This is a genomic window from Candidatus Cloacimonadota bacterium (genome assembly GCA_016932035.1).
Lineage (GTDB): Bacteria > Cloacimonadota > Cloacimonadia > JGIOTU-2 > JGIOTU-2 > Celaenobacter.
In genome coordinates this window covers 12683-32038 of record JAFGDR010000001.1, presented here as the reverse complement: position 1 = coordinate 32038, position 19356 = coordinate 12683, and the positions used below count along the sequence as shown (strand labels likewise).

Below are 19356 nucleotides of genomic sequence, written 5' to 3'. Positions count from 1 at the left end.
GCTTATGATTTTTTTACTGCATCAAATTTACATGCGGTCATACAGGCACCACACTTTATGCAGGTATCTTGATTTATAATGTGAACTTCTTTTCTTTCACCGGCAATCGCATCAACCGGGCATGCACGCTTACATGCACCGCAGCCGATACATTTATCTTCGATAATCTCATATTTGATAAGATCTTTACATAGACCAGCAGGACAGGTCTTGTCTTTAATATGGGTTTCATATTCATGTCTGAAATATTTGATTGTTGTAAGTACTGGATTAGGAGCAGTTTGACCCAATCCGCAGAGAGAACCTTTTTTGATCTTTACAGAGAGCTCTTCGAGTTTTTCGATATCTCCTTCTTCACCTTTGCCCTGGGTTATTCTGTTAAGAATTTCGAGCATTCTCTTTGTCCCAATCCTGCAGAATGTACATTTTCCGCATGACTCATCCTGGGTAAAGTTCAGGAAAAAACGAGCCATGTCAACCATACATGTCGTCTCGTCCATGACCACCATACCGCCTGATCCCATGATCGCACCGGTTTTTACAAGTGAATCATAATCAACAGGTGTATCGAGTAGACTTTCAGGGATACAACCGCCAGAAGGTCCACCAAGTTGAACAGCTTTGAATTTCTTATCATCAAGTATACCACCACCGACTTTATAGATCACATCACGAAGCGTCATGCCCATCGGGACTTCTACCAAACCACCGTTTTTGATCTTACCTGTGAGTGCAAAAACCTTGGTACCTTTGCTCTTTTCAGTTCCAAATTTAGCATACTTCTTTGCACCATTTCTCATTATCCAGGCAATATTTGCATAGGTTTCGACATTGTTATTATTCGTTGGTTTTCCCCACAATCCGGACTGTGCAGGATAGGGAGGTCGGATTCTCGGCATTCCTCTTCTACCTTCGATAGAAGCAATGAGGGCAGTTTCTTCTCCACATACAAATGCACCGGCTCCTTCATAAACAGTAAGCTTGAAGTTAAATCCGGAATCGAGAATATTTTCTCCGAGAAAACCGCGTTCTGTAGCTTTGTCGATAGCCAGTTTTAATCTCTTTACCGCGAGAGGATATTCTGCACGACAATAAATATAACCTTCATCCGCTCCTACAGCATAACCAGCAATGAGCATTCCTTCGAGAACACAATGTGGATCGCCTTCCAGAACACTTCTGTCCATAAAAGCACCCGGATCACCTTCGTCTGCATTACAAATAATATACTTTTTATCAGATTGCTCTTTATAGGTGAGTTCCCATTTAATACCTGTTGGGAATCCTCCGCCACCTCGCCCGCGAAGACCGCTTTGCTTGATCTCTTCTATGACATCAAAAGGTGATAAATCCGTTAGTGTTTTCTTCAGAGCTTCATATCCGCCACGAGAAATATACTCGTCTATTGATTCCGGATCGATAACACCGCAGTTACGGAGCACAATTCTCGTCTGATAATCGATAATCTCTTTTTCCGACCCACCGAACTTCTCGGAGACAACGATGTGCTCTGGAAGGGGTTTCTTATCTATTAAATGGGCATGTAAAATATCATCAACATCATCTGCACTGAGATATCCATACATTGTGCTGCCGAAATCTTCATCTTCAATCTCCATCAGCACTTCTGCATAACACATACCGGCACAACCTGTATGATCCAGTTGTGCTTCAACCTGATGATCTTTGAGGAAAGCTTCAACCTTCTCTAAGACATCCAAACCGCCAGCTGCAATTCCGCAGCTTGCTAAACCGACTTTTATTCTTAATGCTTTTTCCAAATTCTCTCCGATCTGATTAAATTTGGTTCGTTATTTTGTTTAATATTGGGCTAATATATCTTTGATCTTACCGGGTGTGAGACGACCATAGGTTTTATCATTGATCATGATCACCGGAGCAAGACTGCAGCATCCAAGGCATGCCACCTCTTCTACGGTAAATTTCAGATCTTTAGTTGTTCCACCGGGTACAATTTTCAATTCTTCATAGAGTGCTTCTGAGATCTTTGAAGCATTTGCAACATGACAGGCAGTTCCATGACAGATACGAATGATATTTTTACCTATAGGTTCAAGACGGAATTGTGCATAAAATGTGGCAACACCATAAATTTCGGCAACTGGAATTTTAGTTTTTTCTGAGATGTATTCCAGTGCTTCTTTCGAAAGGTAACCAAGTTGTGCTTGCGTATTCTGTAGGATGGGAATGAGAGAACCTTTTCTGCCTTTAAATTGAATGAGTACGGCATCAATTTTATCGAAATCACTCTCTATCATGTATGAAGTCCTCGTACAATTTTTGACACCTTGAAGGGAGCACCCCAAGAGCAGTCAAGTTATTTGGGAAATTGCCCGATTTCTAATGAATTTCTTGAAAATAGCTGAAAATACTGGATAATATATTAATGATTTGACCCGACAAAAGAGACATCATTGAGCATTTCATCAGGCGAGTAATCTTGTTCTGTCCACTGCTCACCTCCATTGGTAGTATAAAGGATAACACCATCACCTATACCGGTTCCAATGATCCAAACGATATCTTTCGTAACAGGACTTACTCTATAAAGATAAAATCCGGCTGCATTACCTGGTTTGTTTTTTTGTTCAGTCCATATCAATCCACCATCAGTCGTATTCCTGATAATTCCAGTATCTTCCGCAGTCCACGCAATTTTTTCAGAGATAGCAGTAATTCCATTTGCATCCCATGTAGGATTAATTAATGCATGTTGAATTTCCCAGTCTTGCCCAGAATTGTTGGTATGCAATATCGTTCTTCCATGACCAACAACCCATACACAACTATCAGATGGTGCTGAGATATCGATCATTCCTCTTGCGTCGAGGAAACTACTCTGTGCTTCTTTCACCCACGAATCTCCTCCATCAATAGAATGGATGATCACCCCACCTTGATTACCAGTTCCATTTCCGCAAGCCCAGATGTGTTGATCAAAGATTTCTAACGATGTTATATCATAATATGAAAATGAGGTATCAGCTTTTGATGTCCAGGTATCACCTCCATCATCAGTCATTATTACTGCACCATGAGCACCAACTACCCATATAGTATTGTTATCAACAACATGTAAACCGAGTAATTCAACATTATCCAGTGCACCTCTACTACCAATCCGCTGCCAGTTATTACCGCCATCTACAGTGTTAAGAATTGTTGCATACCCATCTGACACACCCCCAACAACCCATGCTGTAAGACTATCAACGGCTTTTACGGCATTAAGTTCAGTAAGTGGAACGGTCAGACTGTCACCTTGCCTCAACCAATTCTCTCCGCTATCAGTCGTTTTCCAGATCAATCCATATTTTGTACCTATGCCGGGGGTTCCAACAATCCAACCGACATATTTAGTATCATTGCTTGGGCTAGTGCTTTTTTCACAGCAGGTTGAGATGATGATGAGTGTTATCGTTATTGAAAAAATAACTAATACAATTTTTTTCATGTGTCCTCCTGTTTTCATTGAAATGAATGAATAAAATTAACACTCATTAAGTACGGCAATTCGTTGTGATACCTGTCAATAATTTTTTCATATTGCTTGCTTACCATTTAAAAAAAAGCAACCGGCAGGTGATGATTTGGGCATCATACCTGCGGACCTAAAGGAGGGAATTATGAGGAATGAGTATAAGATATACTTATTTCGTCATTTGTCAAATCAAAGCACTACTCCACAGTGAAGTATCTTCCTACAATTTTGAGAACATTCTTCCAGCCCTTGAGCATCATCTTTACACTTGTTCCATACAATACCTCGACAATACCTCTTACACCGTTATAGATTTTTTTACTATAAGGATGCCACCAGATATTCTTGCGTGCAAAAGGCAGGATATCATTTACAATGACCTGCGGTTGTGTCATTTCGTCGAAACCTATCTTACCGTGTGTTCGTCCAAAAGTGTGCCATCAGGTTGATCTTAATCGTTCTCTGAATATCTTCATCAGAGTATTCCCAGTAAGATTTTCCAAACACAATACCAGCATTGTTCACCAGGATATCTACTTTTCCGATCTCATCTTTGACTTTCTGAGCAATGTTATCGATTTGGTTTTTATCGGAAACATCGCAGTAATAACCAGTCGCAAGACAACCCTTCTTTCGTATTGCTTTTACCACTTCATCGAGATGTTTCTGATTGATATCCCAGATGATGACATGCGCACCTTCGATAGCCATTAAATAAGCAAGCTTCTTTCCAATACCGGATGCTCCTCCTGTTATCAAAACATTTCTGTTCGCAATAATACTCATTCGATCCTCGTTTCCTTTTGTTAATGGGACTGTGAAAAAGTGATATATTTCGTTAATAAATTTGTTTTGAAGTATGGAATGTAACAACATCGTTGTTGCATACAAGATCTCAGATTTTTCATTCCAAAAGTTAAATTTATCTGAATGGGTGATAAGGGTAAAGAAAATTCAGCAATTTCAAAATAATTGAAACAACAACTTTAAGACAAATTAATTGACAGGATTCACCTATATAGCTCAGTTCTCAATGAGAAATTTCAGCGAGGATTCTTATGATAAAAAAAATAATTTTGTTAGTTCTCTTCTTACTAGTTCCTGCCATTATCATCTCAGCCAATACTCTTTCCTATCCAGATTACTCAAGATTAATCGAAAAAACCAATCAGAATCTACATCAGCAAGCAGATTATTACGAACAATTCAGAGAGATACTCATAGATTCAAAGGAAATGGAAAATTACGATGTCACGTATTATAAAATTGATATCGATATTGATATTGATGAAGAATTTATTGAATCTGAAATTACTATGCGTGCTCGCATTTGTGAAGACCAAACATCTCAGATACAAATGAACTTCACGAACAATCTCACAATTAATAATATTACTCAGAATAGTATCCCTCTTTCTTACACACATGCCGAAGACATCATAACCATTCAACTATACGAAACATATAATACCGACGATATGATTGAGCTTGTCGTTTCTTATGATGGCAACCCGGATTCAAAACTGAGTGACGGCATGAAATTTGAGTCACACAGTGGTACACCAAATGTATTTACAATGTGTTCTCCAAAAGGTGCACGGAAATGGTGGGCATGCAAAGACACACCTGCAGATAAACCGGACTCGCTTGATCTCTGGATCACCTATCCTGATGAGTATGTGTGCGCTTCCAACGGATTACTCGTAGATCAAATCGATAACGGAAACGGTACAGTTACAGATAAATGGCATGAATCGTATCCTGTTACAACGTATCTGACATCTCTTGCGATCTCAAATTACCAGATCTATTCCCAGTCATATACATCATCAAACGGGACTATGCCCATCGATCATTATCTCTTTCCAGAACTGTATTCTACCTGTGAAGATCTTTTCAGTATTACTCCGACAATGATCACTTTTTATGCTTCGATATATGGCGAATATCCATTCCTCGAAGAGAAATATGGACATGCACTCTGTGCAAACTTGAGCTGTCTTGCAATGGAACATCAAACCTGCACCTCTTTTAGAAGTGCTTATGTAGGAGATCCTGATGCAGAATCAACCGTTGCTCATGAACTTTCTCACCAATGGGCTGGTGATTGCCTTTCGATCGGTTCGTGGGAACATGTATGGCTTAAAGAAGGTTTTGCACGATATAGCGAAGCGCTTTGGGCAGAATACCTCTATGGATCACAGGGTTTGCATGATTATATGAATGCACTCGACACGGGCACTGACCTTGATGCCTGCCTGCGCCGTGATCCTGATGGAACTGCATCGCAGATTTTTGATATTGTTATTTATTCCAAAGGCGGGTGGACTATGCACATGCTGCGAGGTGTGCTTGGCGACACAGATTTCTTTGCAACTGTATACAATCTTATGCAGGATCCACAATTCAAATACGGCAATTTACTTACTGATGACCTGAGAGACATCGCTGAAAACACAAGCGGTATGGAACTCGACTGGTTTTTCCATGAGTGGTTCTACAACGAGGGTCGTCCCTATTATTTCTACACAACTTACACATCTGACAGCGAAGATTCATTGATAATCGCTACACAATCAGAAGGTACATTTGGTCAGAATTTTGCCATGCAGCTGCCCGTTTGTGTGAATGAGACAGACTATAGCATTTTTGCTGATTCAGGTTTCTGTTATAATAAGCTTCCTCTGACCGGCACACTCAATGATCTCATATTCGATCCGGATAACTGGGTATTGGATGGCGGATATAATGAGAAAATTCCTATACTTGATGAGATAGAAGCGACTCGTGGAGCAATCTTGCTGGTTTGGGATGAGTTCTTCGATCAGCAAATTGAAGGATTTAATATATACAGAAAGCAAATTGCTGGAGAATATATAAAGATAAATGACGAACCGATTTCTGGTTTGTTTTATTTTGATGAAAATGTCGTTGCTGGGGTTGAATATTATTATAAGATTGCAGCAGTCCTTGATAATAATCGTAACTATATCAGCAAATTTTCAAATGAAGTACACGGAACATCTATTGATTTCTCTCTTGATCAGGGAATACTTGTGATAGACGAGACCGATCAGATAAACCCTGCATTCCCATCAAATGCTGAAGTTGATTCATTTTATTGTTACCTTTTGCAGGGATACGAATTTACAGAATGGGATGTTGATGATCAAGGAGATTTACCTCCACTCTCTGAGATGGCGAAGTACAGCAGCATTGTTTGGCACTCTGATGAGATGTTTACCTCACAGTTCATCGGATCGGTTTATCCTTTGAAAAGTTACTTTATCGCAGGTGGGAACATGTTCATATCTGGATGGAAACATTTGCCCGGACCATCAGAACTTTTTGTTGATTATCTTCATACAACGCTACCAACCTACAATTCAGATGATGATTTTGCGGGTGCATTCGGCATGAACGGATTGCCCTATCTTGATGTGGTTGAAGGCAAGGTTCCAATAATCACATGGGGTGATAATCTCAGCTATATTTATAAATTATTTCCACTTGAAGATGCGGATACCCTCTATACCTATGACTCTTCTATAGACGCACCTGAATGGGAAAATAAACCCTGTGCACTTCGGTATGATAGTGATTACAAACTCTATCTTCTCGGATTCCCACTTTATTACATGGATGAAGAAGGTGCAAAACAGCTTATGCACCAGGCGATGCAGGATTTCGGGGAAGTATATAGCGTTGATCAAAACCACTATGATGAGTTCTCCATTAATGTATTTCCGAATCCTGTGAGGAATGTATGTGAGATATCGTATTATTTAGATAAGAAATCACATATCAATATTGAAGCATATAATATTAAGGGACAACTCGTTAAGAAAATCAAAGATGAAATGCAATCTCCAGGTGAGTACAATTTTGATTGGAATACTGAAAAACTTGCTAATGGCGTATATCTGTTAAAGATGGTTATCGAGAAGACAATCTCGAATCATAAAATTTTGATACTTAACTAAACCTCCCAAAAAATGGCTCTACGGGAGGGATTTGAACCTCGTCCGCCAGCTGGCGGATAACAGACACCTGCTTTTACCTCTGAGAAAGAATTTCTTCTCGGATGAACTTTCTTCATTGGTAAGACTTCAATTCTCTTTCTCGTTTCGTTGCATCAGATTTTGAATCAAACTCTTCGTGATAAACCAATTCCCATGGAATATACTTTGCAGTCCAACCTTTGATGCCTTTGTTATGGAAATAGAGTCTTCGCTCTAAGTTATTTGTATAGCCAATGTATATACTATCGTACTGCTTCGAGTACAACACATATGTATAATATTTCATCTCAATGCCCTCATAAAAAAATGGCTCCACAGGAGGGATTTGAACCCCCGGCCAAGTGGTTAACAGCCACCTGCTCTACCGCTGAGCTACTGTGGAACGCGTGGAGTCTTACATCCGAGGATCGCTCCATGATGTCAAGAAAATCAGTACCTATATATCACTTAAAATTCTACATAACAATTAAGAAACTAGTAAGCTGAAATGGCTTGAATAATGGATTGGAATCCCGTCCGCGAGCTGGCGGATAACAGCCATCTGCTCTACCGTTGAGTTACTGTTGAACGAAGTGAAGACTTACATCTCGTGATCGCTTTATCGTGTCAAGAAAAACGAAATCATGCGATCATTTGATCCTGATCCTTCTTATCCTTTGTCTGTAAAAATTGGAAAACCGGAGTTCCATTTTCAACAATAACATCATGGGTAATAATGCACTTATTGACATCCTTCATATCAGGAAGATTGTACATAATATCTTTCATGACATTTTCCATGATCGCACGAAGTCCCCGCGCACCCGAATTTCTCTTAGTCGCAATTTCTGCGATCGCTTCAAGTGCCTCACTGTCGTACTCAAGATCGACATCTTCAAGGCTGAACAATGCCTGATACTGCTTGACGAGTGCATTCTTTGGCTGGGTAAGAATTTTTACGAGTGCATCCTTATCAAGTTCTGATAATGAAGTATTAACCGGAAGTCTTCCGATAAGTTCTGGTACAAGACCGTATTTTAAAAGATCCTGTGGTTGCACTTTACTCAGTATCTCGCTTCTCTTATCATCATAAAGCCCAAGCAATTCAGAACCAAAGCCAACAGTTTTTTTGTTAATGCGTCGCTCGATGATCTTTTCCAAACCATTGAATGCACCACCGACAATAAACAATATATTTTTTGTGTTGATCTCAATAAATTCTTGATGAGGATGCTTTCTGCCACCTTTAGGAGGAACATTGACTTTTTCACCTTCAAGAAGTTTGAGGAGTGCCTGCTGGACACCTTCGCCAGAAACATCACGTGTAATCGAGGGAGCTTCAGATTTACGGGCAATTTTATCGATCTCATCCAAGTATATGATCCCCCGTTCAGTTTTCTCAATATCATAATCTGCAGCTTGCAAAAGACGGACCAGAATATTTTCGACATCTTCTCCAACATATCCAGCTTCGGTTAGGGTGGTTGCATCGGATATTGCAAAGGGCACTTTGAGAAATCTTGCAAGTGTTTGAGCTATCAGGGTTTTGCCTGTACCGGTTGGACCGATCATTATGATATTACTCTTCTCAAGCTCAACATCCTTAACCAGCTTCTGTTTGAAAATTCTTTTATAATGGTTATATACAGCAACAGAAATCGTCTTCTTTGCATTTTCCTGCCCGATGACATATTCATCGAGATATTCTTTTATCTCACGGGGAGTTGGTAATTCAAAATTATCATCGACCTTTTTTTCACGTTCCTTCTCGAGAATTGTATTACATATGGTTATACACTGATCACAGATGTTTCCGTCAACACCACGAACCAGTTTACTAACCTGATCACGAGTTTTTCCGCAAAAGGAACATTTTTGTTCTTCCATACTACTTCCTTTGAGTTATCACCTCATCGATGATACCATATTTGAGTGCTTCTTTGGCATCCATAAAAAAGTTTCGATCAGAATCTTTTTCAATTTTACCGACCTTCTGACCGGTATGTTTACTTAAAATCTCATTAATGCGTTCTTTGATCTTTACAATCTCTTTTGCATGGATCTCAATATCTGCTGCCTGACCCTGTACTCCACCGAGAGGTTGGTGGATCATGATCCTTGAATTGGGTAGTGCAGAACGCTTTCCATGTGCTCCTGCCGCCAATAGAAGTGCACCCATACTCGCTGCCTGACCTAAACAAATCGTACAAATATCTGGTTTGATGTACTGCATTGTATCATAGATCGCAAGACCTGATGTGACCACGCCGCCAGGTGAATTTATGTACATGTAAATATCATTTTTCGGATTTTCCGCTTCTAGATGCAGAAGCTGGGCGATAATGATGTTTGCCACATCATCATTTAAAACAGAGCCCACAAAAACAATACGATCCTTTAATAAACGGGAGTAGATATCATACGCTCTTTCAGCTTTCCCCGTTTGCTCAATGACCATTGGAATCAGTGTCATTTTTCCTCTTTTTTACTTTTATTCTTATTCGCTTTTTCCTGCTTAGGTTTTTCTTTTTTCGGTTTTACAAACTCAACTGTTTTCTCGATGCTCTTTATAACCTTATCACTTATGATATGATCCTTGATCTCTTCTTTATTGATCTGCTTTTTATAGAGCTCCTTGTACTTGTCGATATCCATACCCATTCTCTGTGCTGCCAGCTTGATCTCATTCTCAATTTCATCATCAGTTACTTCAACTTTTTCAAGCTCTTTTAACTTATTCATGACATAATATACGCGAATTTCATTTTCTGCATAGCTTTTATAGATATTTTTCATCTGCCCCATGGCTTCTGCATTGAGATTCTTCTGCTGTTTTGTATAATTTTTTATCATTTCTTCAGCATAGTTATCAACAAAACTTTCGGGCACTTCAAAGGGATTCTTCTCAATGATCTTCTGTATGATCAGCGATCTAATTCGATCATTATTTCTTTGTGATATTTGCTCATCAAGGCTCTTATTAATTTCATCCTGAAGTTTTTTCAGAGATTCGAAGTCGCCGACTTCCTTTGCGAAATCATCATTCAACTCGGGTAGATCTACATTCTTTACCTCATTAACGACAATGACCATCTCTTTTTTCTGAGGTTTATCTTTATCATCTTGAGGTCCAAGATCGACCATTGCTGTTATCTCATCACCCTTTTTAGCTCCTAAAAGTGCATCATCAAAAGCTTTTCCATATGTACCCTGACCGACCTTATATGAACTCTCATCTTTCTTTGTTACGTCTTTTCCGTTATATTTCAGAACTCTATAATTGATGACATCACCTTTTTCTGCAGCACCTTCTTTATCAGAAATGGTTGCATAACTTTCCTGCAGTCGTGCGAGTTCTCCATCAATCATATCTTTGGTTACTTTTTCCGGTTCGAACTCGATAGAAAGATTCTTATACTCTTTCAATTCAATTTCAGGATTCACTTCGAATACAAATTCTAACTCCATGTCTTTTCCAGTTTCCCAGTCTGATTTTTCAAGCACACCTTGATTGATTGGTTGGATGCTCATTTTTTCTAATTCCTGCAATGCATCTTTATAGTATTTGGGCACCGCATCTTCCAAGAAAGCCTGTTTGATCTGGTCGGCATACATCCTTTCGATCATCTTGATGGGAGCTTTACCTTTCCTGAATCCGGGTAATGATATATACTGACGGAAGCCATTCAAGGTTTTGTTATAATCTTCCTGAGCTTCATCTGCTGGTATTGACAGTATCATCTTCTTCTTTGTTTGACTCAGAGTCTCAATTTTCGGTTTCAATTCCATTCTATTTTCCTTATCTATATTTTCGATATTGGTGCGAAAGAGGGGACTCGAACCCCTACAACCTTACGGCCACTGGATTCTAAGTCCAGCGCGTCTACCAGTTCCGCCACTTTCGCACATTATGATATGATAATGCCACTTTTTTAAACCGTCAAACAGAACCTACTCGAGGAATGAGATATTCGCTTTCAGCTTCTCGATCGTATTTTCAAGCTGTTCTTTTCGTTCTTGTTCCTGTTCGATTATCTGAGAAGGTGCATTATTTATAAAATTATCATTATTAAGCTTTCCAACACATTTTATCAGACTATTCTCGACCTTTGACAACTTTTTCAAAAGCCGTTCACGCTCTTTTTCTAGATCGATGATACCTTCTAAAGGCATGTATATCTCGATGTCATCAACAACAGTCGTTGTCGATTTTTCAGGTTTGATCGCATCGTCACCGATATAGATATCTTTTACTTTTGCCATCACTTTAATGTAATGCCGATTATCCTGCAGCACAGCGCAACGTGCAGGAAGTACGTCTTTTACAACGATCTCAACCATTTCTCCCGGAGGAACGTTCATATCCTTTCGAATGCTTCTAATAGCAGTTATTATTTTGAAGATAAGCTGCATCTGTTCTGCTTCTTCAGGATATTCATCTTGCTTTGTAGCAATAGGAAATTCCGCCAGCATGATCGATTCTGCTTTTTCAATTGGATAGAATTCTTTCACACGCTGCCATATCTCTTCTGTAATAAAAGGCATGACAGGATGAAGCATTTTTAATGACTCATCAAGAACCTTCAACATAAGATACTTCGCCATTCTTCTTGATGCCTGATCATCGGAATTGTAAAATCTATCCTTGATGATCTCCAAATACCATGCACAGTATTCATTCCAGAAGAATTCATAGAGTTGATGGGTTACATCAAGAAACCTGTATTCTTCATATGCTGCAGTAACTGATTTTTTTACTTCATTCAAACGATGAAGAATCCATTTATCGGTCAGTTCAGTTTGTTCATCTTCCTCATCGGGCAAAACTGTGATCTCAGCTGCATTGGTCAGTGCAAAACGCGCTGCGTTCCATATCTTATTGGCAAAATTCCTGCCTGTTTCTATAAGACTATCAGAATAGAGTACATCATTTCCTTTTGGAGTATTAAAGACCATGCTGAATCTCAGGGCATCTGTGCCGTATTTTGCCATGATGTCTATTGGATCGGGTGAGTTTCCAAGAGATTTACTCATCTTTACACCATTTTCATCCAGAACAAGCCCATGGAGGTAAACAGACCTAAATGGAATCTCATCCATCATTTCCATACCACCCATGATCATTCTGGAAACCCAGAAAAAAAGAATGTCATACGCAGTGACAAGTAGATCGGTTGGATAGAAATATTCAAGCTCAGGTGTTTTTTCAGGCCAGCCAAGCGTTGAAAATGGCCACAGCCATGAAGAGAACCATGTGTCGAGAACATCAGGATCTTGATGAATATGTCTGCTTCCGCACTTGGAGCATTCTTCAGGTTCTTCCTTTGCAACCATGATCTGACTGCAATCATCACAATAATAGACAGGAATTCTGTGTCCCCACCAAATTTGACGGGAGATACACCAATCCCGGATATTTTCAAGCCAATTGAAAAATACCTTTTTATATCGGGGTGGATGAATTGCGATCTTACCTTCTTCGACAACCTTCATCGCTTTCTCTGCAAGAGGTTTCATTTTAACGAACCATTGGTTAGAAAGGTAAGGTTCGATTACTGTATGACATCTGTAACAATGCCCGACATTATGCTGATAATCCTCTATTTTTTCAAGTAACTTTCTGTCACGCAGGTCCATAATGACCTTTTCGCGACACTCAAAACGATCCATACCCGCATATTCATCACCAGCATTTTCATTCATAATACCATTCTCATTGATGATTGTGATCTTCGGTAGATCATGGCGCATCGCCATATCAAAATCATTTGGATCATGGGACGGAGTTACTTTAACACAACCGGTTCCGAATTCTTTATCAACAAACTCATCAGCAATAATCGGTATCTCCCGATTGACAAGGGGAAGAATGAGTGTTTCCCCGATATATTCTACGAAACGGGGATCTTTTGGATTTACTGCTACAGCCGTATCTCCGAGCATTGTCTCAGGTCTGGTCGTAGCAACAGTTATAAATGTATGTTTAATATTTTTAAAAGGATACTTAATATACCAGAGATGGGATGCTTTATCTTCATGTTCGACTTCATCATCAGATAAAGCCGTGTTGCATCTCGGGCAACAGTTTATGATATATTTGCCACGATAGATCAAACCTTTATCATATAAGCTAACAAATGCTTCTTTAACTGCATTGGAAAGACCCTCATCCATAGTAAACCGTTCACGTCTCCAATCACAGCACGCACCAAGTTTTTTTAGTTGATCGAGTATTTTTCCGCCTTTGGTTTCACGCCATTTCCAGATTAGTTCGATCAACTTGTCGCGACCAAGATCATGACGATTACTGCCCTTTTTTTCGAGATCACGTTCAACGACATTTTGCGTTGCTATACCGGCATGATCTGTTCCTGGAAGCCATAACGTCTCATAACCCTGTAGCTTCTTAAACCGGATAATGATATCCTGAAGTGTATTATTGAGCACATGCCCCATATGAAGTATATCCGTAACATTTGGAGGAGGTATAACGATTGTATAAGGCTTTTTCTTAGGATTTACTTCTGCATGAAAAAGTTCCTTTTCGGTCCAGAAATCATACCATTTCTTCTCGATCAAATGAGGATCATATACTTTTTCCATTTCTTTCATGGCTACTCCTTTGATGTTCAGCAACAAAAATCGGATAGAAGCCCGATTTTTGACAGCGCTATATGCTGTCAAGTTTTGTTCACATGCCCATCATCTAACTTACGTATAAAAAAAGAGCAGTTTGTAACTGCTCTCTGCTAGGGACGAATTTTAAGGTATTAAATCCCTAACAGATAATCTATATCTACCTCGCTAACAGCTTCTTTTCGTAGCTCTTCAAGTATCTGTTTGAATATCTGGCGGACGCGTTCCCGTGATAGTCCAAGCTCCCGGGCTATCTGAGCAAAATTCTTACCTTTGTCCTCTTCACCAAAGCCGAAATATTCTTGGATTATCCTAGCATCTCGTGGATTGAGTTTTTCGAGCTTTTTATTGATCTTCTCATGAAGTTTTTTTCGATAATAAATTTTCTTAGGATCGATAAGGTCTTCTTGGAAGGACGGAGCAGCGACTTTTCTTGCAGCCATCCTGGAAAGAGCATCTGTATCTCCATACATACTTTCAAGAGGAACAATGTCCGTGGTGGTATTCATGAGTTCAAGAGCTTTTTCCTCTTTAACATCCACTTTTTCTGCAATTTCTTGAGCTGTTGCTTCTTCGCCGCTTTTCGCTCGGTGTTTCCTTCGTGCATCCTCTATCTTGCTGATGGTTGTAATAGTCTTAGCAGGAATTCTGATCAGTCGGTTCTTCTCATAGATCGCATATTGGATCGACTGCTGGATCCACCATACTGCATAGGTTATTAGTTTTGTTTCCTTGCTGAGGTCGAATCGCTTGATCGCTTTAATGAGACCAAGATTACCTTCGCTAATAAGTTCGGATAAGCTGAGTCCTTTTCCCTGGAATTTACTGGCAACTTTCACAACAAATTTGAGATTGCTTTCAATAAGTTTGTTCATAGCTTTCTCGTCACCGGCTTGGGCTTTTGTAACCAGCTCACGCTCTTCTTCGCGGCTTAGTGTGGGAAAATCTGCAATATCAGAAAGATATTTTTGCAGTCCCCTATCCTCAGCAGGATTCATTGGAATTATTTTTGCTGCCAAAAGTTTCTACTTTTCGTTGAAAGATACTACCAATTAACGCTTTTTCCAGTTCCCTTAATGTTTGATTTTCTCTATCTTATTGAACTTTAATCGCTACATAATGATAGAACTGCGGAGGGGTGAGTACATAGAGAAGCACGGATTCAGTATCGCTGTCTTTCAACTTTTCAACTGCCTTATTATAATCTTTCGTACTTTCTATCTCCTCGTCTCCGAGTTCAAGAATGACATCGCCAACATTGAGATTTGAATCATACGCAGGAGAATCAACGTCAATCTTAGAAATGATTACTCCTTTGTCAATTTTCAAATTCAACTGTTTTGCAAAATCCGAATCGAGACTTTTTACTTCGATGCCCAGCCATGCTTTTCCATCTTCCTTGGATGGCGATTTTGCTGCAACAACCGTGTCTGGATATGCTTCAAGCTGTGCAGTCTTGGTGATCTTTTTTCCATCACGTAAAATTGTCATGGAAATCTTATCACCGACCTGTTTGTTGGCTACCATAAGTCTAAATTTATTGATGTTCTTCACCGGTTCTCCATCGAACTCGATGATCACATCACGTTTTTTCAATCCAGCTTTTTCTGCGGGTGTATCATCCTCAACCTTTCCAATCAGAACACCTTCAAGATTCGGGAGATCCAAACTTTTCTGCAACGCAGGAGTCACTTCCTGAGGTAAAATCCCAAGATATGCTCTCTCGACAAATCCCTTATCGATCAGATCGTCAATAAGAGCTTTTACAATATTGATTGGAATTGCAAATCCGATACCAATATTTCCACCACTCACTGAAGAGATCGCAGCATTGATACCGATCACATTACCATTGATATCAACGAGAGGACCTCCGCTGTTACCAGGATTGATAGCTGCATCGGTTTGAATATAATCCTGATACATCGGTGAATCTTCTCCAAAATTGAGATTCGCCCGTCCTTTTGCACTCACCACACCTGTGGTTACCGTACCCTGCAAATTTTCCGAGAAAGGATTACCAATTGCTATAACCCAATCACCAACTTTTATCCAATCAGAATCACCAAGTGGTGCAATAGCGATGTCAGCACCCTTTTCAACTTCGATCTTTATTACCGCAACATCTGTTTTGTCATCCAAACCAACAACTTCAGCATTATATTCCATCTGATCGTGCAGTGTGACAGTGATCTTTGCGTCATCACTTTTTCCAACAACATGATTGTTGGTGAGAATATACACCTCTTTCCCCTCTTTCCTGAAAATAAAACCGGAGCCGTATCCAATGGAACGTCTTTTATTATCCGGCTGTGGAAAGAAAAACTTAAAAAAATCATCATTGAAAGGAAAAGGTGACGAATATTGTTTATAATTATTCGAAACTTCCCATTCAACTTTGATATTGACAACAGTCCCGATAAGATCATCAACGATCTTTACAAAGGGACTATGCCCATCATTATCAACGAGTGGAATCGATGCGAATGCGCTTGTTGAAAAACACATTACCAACAAAAGAATGATCAATGAATATTTCACTCTTCGGCTGAACATATACGTAACCTCCGTTTCGTTATGCTTTTTTCACTTTCCCGCTTTTTATACAGCTTGAACATACAGTCATCTTCTTGACTGTTCCATCAACCTCGACCGAAATCTTTTGCAGATTAGGATCCCAGCGACGGTTCGTACGTCTATCTGATTTACTTCTATTATGTCCAAACATCGGGCTTTTTCCGCATATTTCACATTTCTTTGACATAAAAACCTCATATTAGTTTAATTCGTTTTCATTTTAGATGACATTTTTCTGAGACCTGAAATTTTGAAGCAAGTTTTTTATTTCTTGCTTCTCTTACATATTTAGGTTTAGGTTCTATTCATGGCAAGAAAAAAAAGATCATTCTACATAGAAACACTCGGATGCCCAAAAAACCTGGTTGATAGCGAGGTGATCGTTTCAAACCTTTGCGATGCTGGTTTAGAAATAACACATGATCCAGAAAAGGCAGAAATTCTGATCGTGAATACTTGTGGATTCATTGAACCTGCAAAAGAGGAATCAATTGATGTAATATTGGATTTTGCACGTTTAAAAAACAAGGGTATGGGTCAAAAGCTCATCGTCACTGGATGCCTTGTTCAAAGGTATAAAGAAGATCTGCAAAAGTCCTTATCGGAAGTCGACTACTTTTTTGATCTAGATAATATTTCAGGTATCACTCGAACTCTCAGTTCATATAAACAATTTGAAGATAAACGTTTCATTCTTACTCCCAAACATTATGCCTATCTGCGTATCAGCGATGGCTGTGAAAATTTTTGTTCGTATTGTGCAATTCCATACATTCGAGGACCTGTTCGAAGCAAATCAATTGAAGATATTATTGATGAAGCCCAGCAGCTAGTTGATCAAGGTGTTAAAGAAATAATCGTTATTGCACAAGACATCGGAAATTATGGGATCGATATTTACGGTGAAAGCCGGCTGGTAGAACTTCTACAAAGATTGGACAATATTCAAAATCTGCATTGGTTACGATTGCTCTATGTAAATCCCCAGCATGTGACCGAAGAGTTACTTGTAACGATCAGGAATAGCAAGCATATCCTCAAATATATCGATATCCCTATTCAGCATATCAGTGATAACATTCTTCACTCGATGAACAGGAAAACATCAAAAGAGGATATTCTGCTTGCACTTTCTTTGATCAGAACCATTGTGCCCAACATATCAATCAGAACTACTCTCATCGTTGGATTTCCCGGTGAAACCGATCAAGATTTCCAGGAACTCCTCGATCTTGTCAAAAAGGAACAGTTCGATCATCTCGGAGCATTTACCTATTTTCAGGAAGATGGAACACAAGCAGCCTTGTTACCCAACCAAGTTCCTGAGAATGTAAAACAAAAAAGATATGATCGTATTATGGAAACCCAGAAATCGATTTCTCAAGAAAAACTACAGGGCTTTATCGGCAATAAATTGACTGTTATAGTTGACAAGAAAATCAAGCCAAAAATCTATGAGTGCCGTTCCCAATTCGATGCACCGGACATCGATGGAATTATTTATCTTGAAAAAGCAGAAGTTGAGGTCGGTGATCTTGTTGAAGTTGAGATTGTGGATAGTCTTGAGTATGATCTTATTGCTCTTCCGGTAAAAAAATACAGGAGTAACACATGAGAAAAAGAATCTTTAGCGGCATACAGCCCAGCGGAAAATTGCATATTGGTAACTATCTTGGTGCGATCAAGAACTGGATCGGGTTGCAGGACGAGTATGACTGCATCTGGGGTATTGTCGATTATCACTCTATGACCATTCCTTACGATCATGAAGGCATGGAAGAACGAGTGCTTGATTGTGCTGCCACGTATCTCGCTGCAGGTCTAGATCCGGAAAAATGTATCCTCATGATCCAGTCCAAAGTAAAAGAACACACTGAACTTACCTGGATATTAAATACTGTTACTCCAATTTCATGGCTTGAACGAGTCCCGACTTTTAAAGATAAATCAAAGCGTTTTACTGACAATGTCAATATGGGTTTGATGGACTATCCGGTACTCATGGCTGCTGACATAGTCTTATACAAAGCTGAAGCAGTACCTGTTGGAGAAGACCAGCTTCCACATCTTGAATTGACGCGTGAGATCGTTCGCAGATTCAATAATGTTTTCGGTGATACATTTCCCGAACCAAAAGCCATTACGTGCGAAGGTGCACTGGTGCGTGGCCTTGATGGACAGGCAAAGATGAGTAAATCACTCAATAACTGCCTCTATATCGATGAAACACCTGATGAAATTTGGAAAAAAATATCTGTCGCAGTTACCGATCCTCAAAGAGTAAGAAAAACTGATCCGGGCGATCCAAAGGTCTGTAACATCTTTTCGTTGCATCAACTCTTCTCAACAAAGGATCAGATCGCACATTGTGCTGAAGGATGTAGAAATGCAGGTATCGGTTGTATCCAATGCAAGAAGATCCTGGCTGAAAATATTGCCAACGAACTTGCTCCGATCAGGGAGAAAAAACTCAAACTCCTTGATGATATCGGGTATATCCGAGATGTTCTTGATGCAGGAATCGCTCATAGTCAGAAAATAGCTACGCAAACAATCCAAGAGGTGTATGAGAAGATTGGAACGAATTATCAATTCATGAAAAATGAATAGATATTCATGGATCCAATTTCTTTAAATAAT

General features: G+C 39.5%; 16 protein-coding genes and 2 tRNA genes. 3 read left to right on the top strand and 15 right to left on the bottom strand.

The window, feature by feature from the left end; genetic code table 11:
* Nucleotides 1-2 precede the first annotated feature (2 nt).
* The 5 genes from nuoF to JW794_00135 all read right to left on the bottom strand — a co-directional run bounded on the left by nuoF (nt 3) and on the right by JW794_00135 (nt 4288).
* The gene (gene nuoF / locus JW794_00155) at nt 3-1781 is read right to left on the bottom strand and encodes an NADH-quinone oxidoreductase subunit NuoF (protein MBN2016542.1); all 1779 of its coding nucleotides are present in this window, start codon (nt 1779-1781) and stop codon (nt 3-5) included.
* A 39-nt stretch (nt 1782-1820) separates the two neighbouring features.
* On the bottom strand, nt 1821-2279 hold the full coding sequence (nuoE, locus tag JW794_00150) for an NADH-quinone oxidoreductase subunit NuoE (GenBank protein ID MBN2016541.1): 459 nt from the start codon (nt 2277-2279) through the stop codon (nt 1821-1823).
* 125 nt (nt 2280-2404) lie between these two features.
* Nucleotides 2405-3475: a hypothetical protein gene (locus JW794_00145; protein ID MBN2016540.1), complete on the bottom strand. Its 1071-nt coding sequence runs from the start codon at nt 3473-3475 to the stop codon at nt 2405-2407.
* A 224-nt stretch (nt 3476-3699) separates the two neighbouring features.
* Nucleotides 3700-3897: a hypothetical protein gene (locus JW794_00140; protein ID MBN2016539.1), complete on the bottom strand. Its 198-nt coding sequence runs from the start codon at nt 3895-3897 to the stop codon at nt 3700-3702.
* A gap of 16 nt (nt 3898-3913) precedes the next feature.
* Nucleotides 3914-4288, bottom strand: coding sequence for an SDR family NAD(P)-dependent oxidoreductase (locus JW794_00135; GenBank protein MBN2016538.1), 375 nt, complete (start codon nt 4286-4288; stop codon nt 3914-3916).
* Between the two features lie 272 nt (nt 4289-4560).
* On the opposite strand from JW794_00135, the gene JW794_00130 reads away from it, so the two are divergent.
* Nucleotides 4561-7485 (top strand): T9SS type A sorting domain-containing protein, encoded by a 2925-nt coding sequence (locus JW794_00130; GenBank protein ID MBN2016537.1) that lies wholly within the window; start codon nt 4561-4563, stop codon nt 7483-7485.
* 112 nt (nt 7486-7597) lie between these two features.
* Here the strand turns inward: JW794_00130 and JW794_00125 are convergent, their stop codons facing one another.
* From JW794_00125 to JW794_00080, 10 genes are all read right to left on the bottom strand, one after another.
* Entirely contained in the window at nt 7598-7810 is a 213-nt protein-coding gene (locus JW794_00125) for a GIY-YIG nuclease family protein (GenBank protein ID MBN2016536.1), read from the bottom strand.
* Between the two features lie 21 nt (nt 7811-7831).
* Nucleotides 7832-7906 (bottom strand) — tRNA-Asn (locus tag JW794_00120).
* Nucleotides 7907-8145: 239 nt separating this feature from the next.
* The gene (clpX, locus tag JW794_00115; protein MBN2016535.1) at nt 8146-9390 is read right to left on the bottom strand and encodes an ATP-dependent Clp protease ATP-binding subunit ClpX; all 1245 of its coding nucleotides are present in this window, start codon (nt 9388-9390) and stop codon (nt 8146-8148) included.
* Nucleotide 9391: 1 nt separating this feature from the next.
* Nucleotides 9392-9976, bottom strand: coding sequence for an ATP-dependent Clp endopeptidase proteolytic subunit ClpP (gene clpP, locus JW794_00110; protein ID MBN2016534.1), 585 nt, complete (start codon nt 9974-9976; stop codon nt 9392-9394).
* Nucleotides 9973-11292, bottom strand: a complete 1320-nt coding sequence (tig, locus tag JW794_00105) for a trigger factor (GenBank protein ID MBN2016533.1) — start codon at nt 11290-11292, stop codon at nt 9973-9975. Before tig ends, clpP begins: the two co-directional genes overlap by 4 nt.
* Nucleotides 11293-11321: 29 nt before the next feature.
* Nucleotides 11322-11408, bottom strand: a tRNA-Leu gene (locus JW794_00100).
* 46 nt (nt 11409-11454) lie between these two features.
* Nucleotides 11455-14115 carry a valine--tRNA ligase gene (locus JW794_00095; GenBank protein MBN2016532.1) on the bottom strand — a complete coding sequence of 887 codons (2661 nt, stop codon included), beginning with the start codon at nt 14113-14115 and terminating at the stop codon, nt 11455-11457.
* A gap of 158 nt (nt 14116-14273) precedes the next feature.
* A complete protein-coding gene (locus JW794_00090; protein MBN2016531.1) occupies nt 14274-15158 on the bottom strand; it encodes an RNA polymerase sigma factor RpoD/SigA in 885 nt (294 codons plus the stop codon).
* A 76-nt stretch (nt 15159-15234) separates the two neighbouring features.
* The gene (locus tag JW794_00085; GenBank protein MBN2016530.1) at nt 15235-16695 is read right to left on the bottom strand and encodes a trypsin-like peptidase domain-containing protein; all 1461 of its coding nucleotides are present in this window, start codon (nt 16693-16695) and stop codon (nt 15235-15237) included.
* A 19-nt stretch (nt 16696-16714) separates the two neighbouring features.
* Nucleotides 16715-16903, bottom strand: coding sequence for a 50S ribosomal protein L28 (locus tag JW794_00080; GenBank protein ID MBN2016529.1), 189 nt, complete (start codon nt 16901-16903; stop codon nt 16715-16717).
* Between the two features lie 120 nt (nt 16904-17023).
* Between JW794_00080 and rimO the strand changes: the two genes are divergently transcribed.
* Together rimO and trpS are read left to right on the top strand one after the other, a co-directional pair.
* Nucleotides 17024-18331 carry a 30S ribosomal protein S12 methylthiotransferase RimO gene (rimO, locus tag JW794_00075; protein ID MBN2016528.1) on the top strand — a complete coding sequence of 436 codons (1308 nt, stop codon included), beginning with the start codon at nt 17024-17026 and terminating at the stop codon, nt 18329-18331.
* Nucleotides 18328-19326 (top strand): tryptophan--tRNA ligase, encoded by a 999-nt coding sequence (gene trpS / locus JW794_00070; protein ID MBN2016527.1) that lies wholly within the window; start codon nt 18328-18330, stop codon nt 19324-19326. The genes rimO and trpS overlap by 4 nt, the downstream gene beginning before the upstream one ends.
* Nucleotides 19327-19356: the final 30 nt, after the last annotated feature.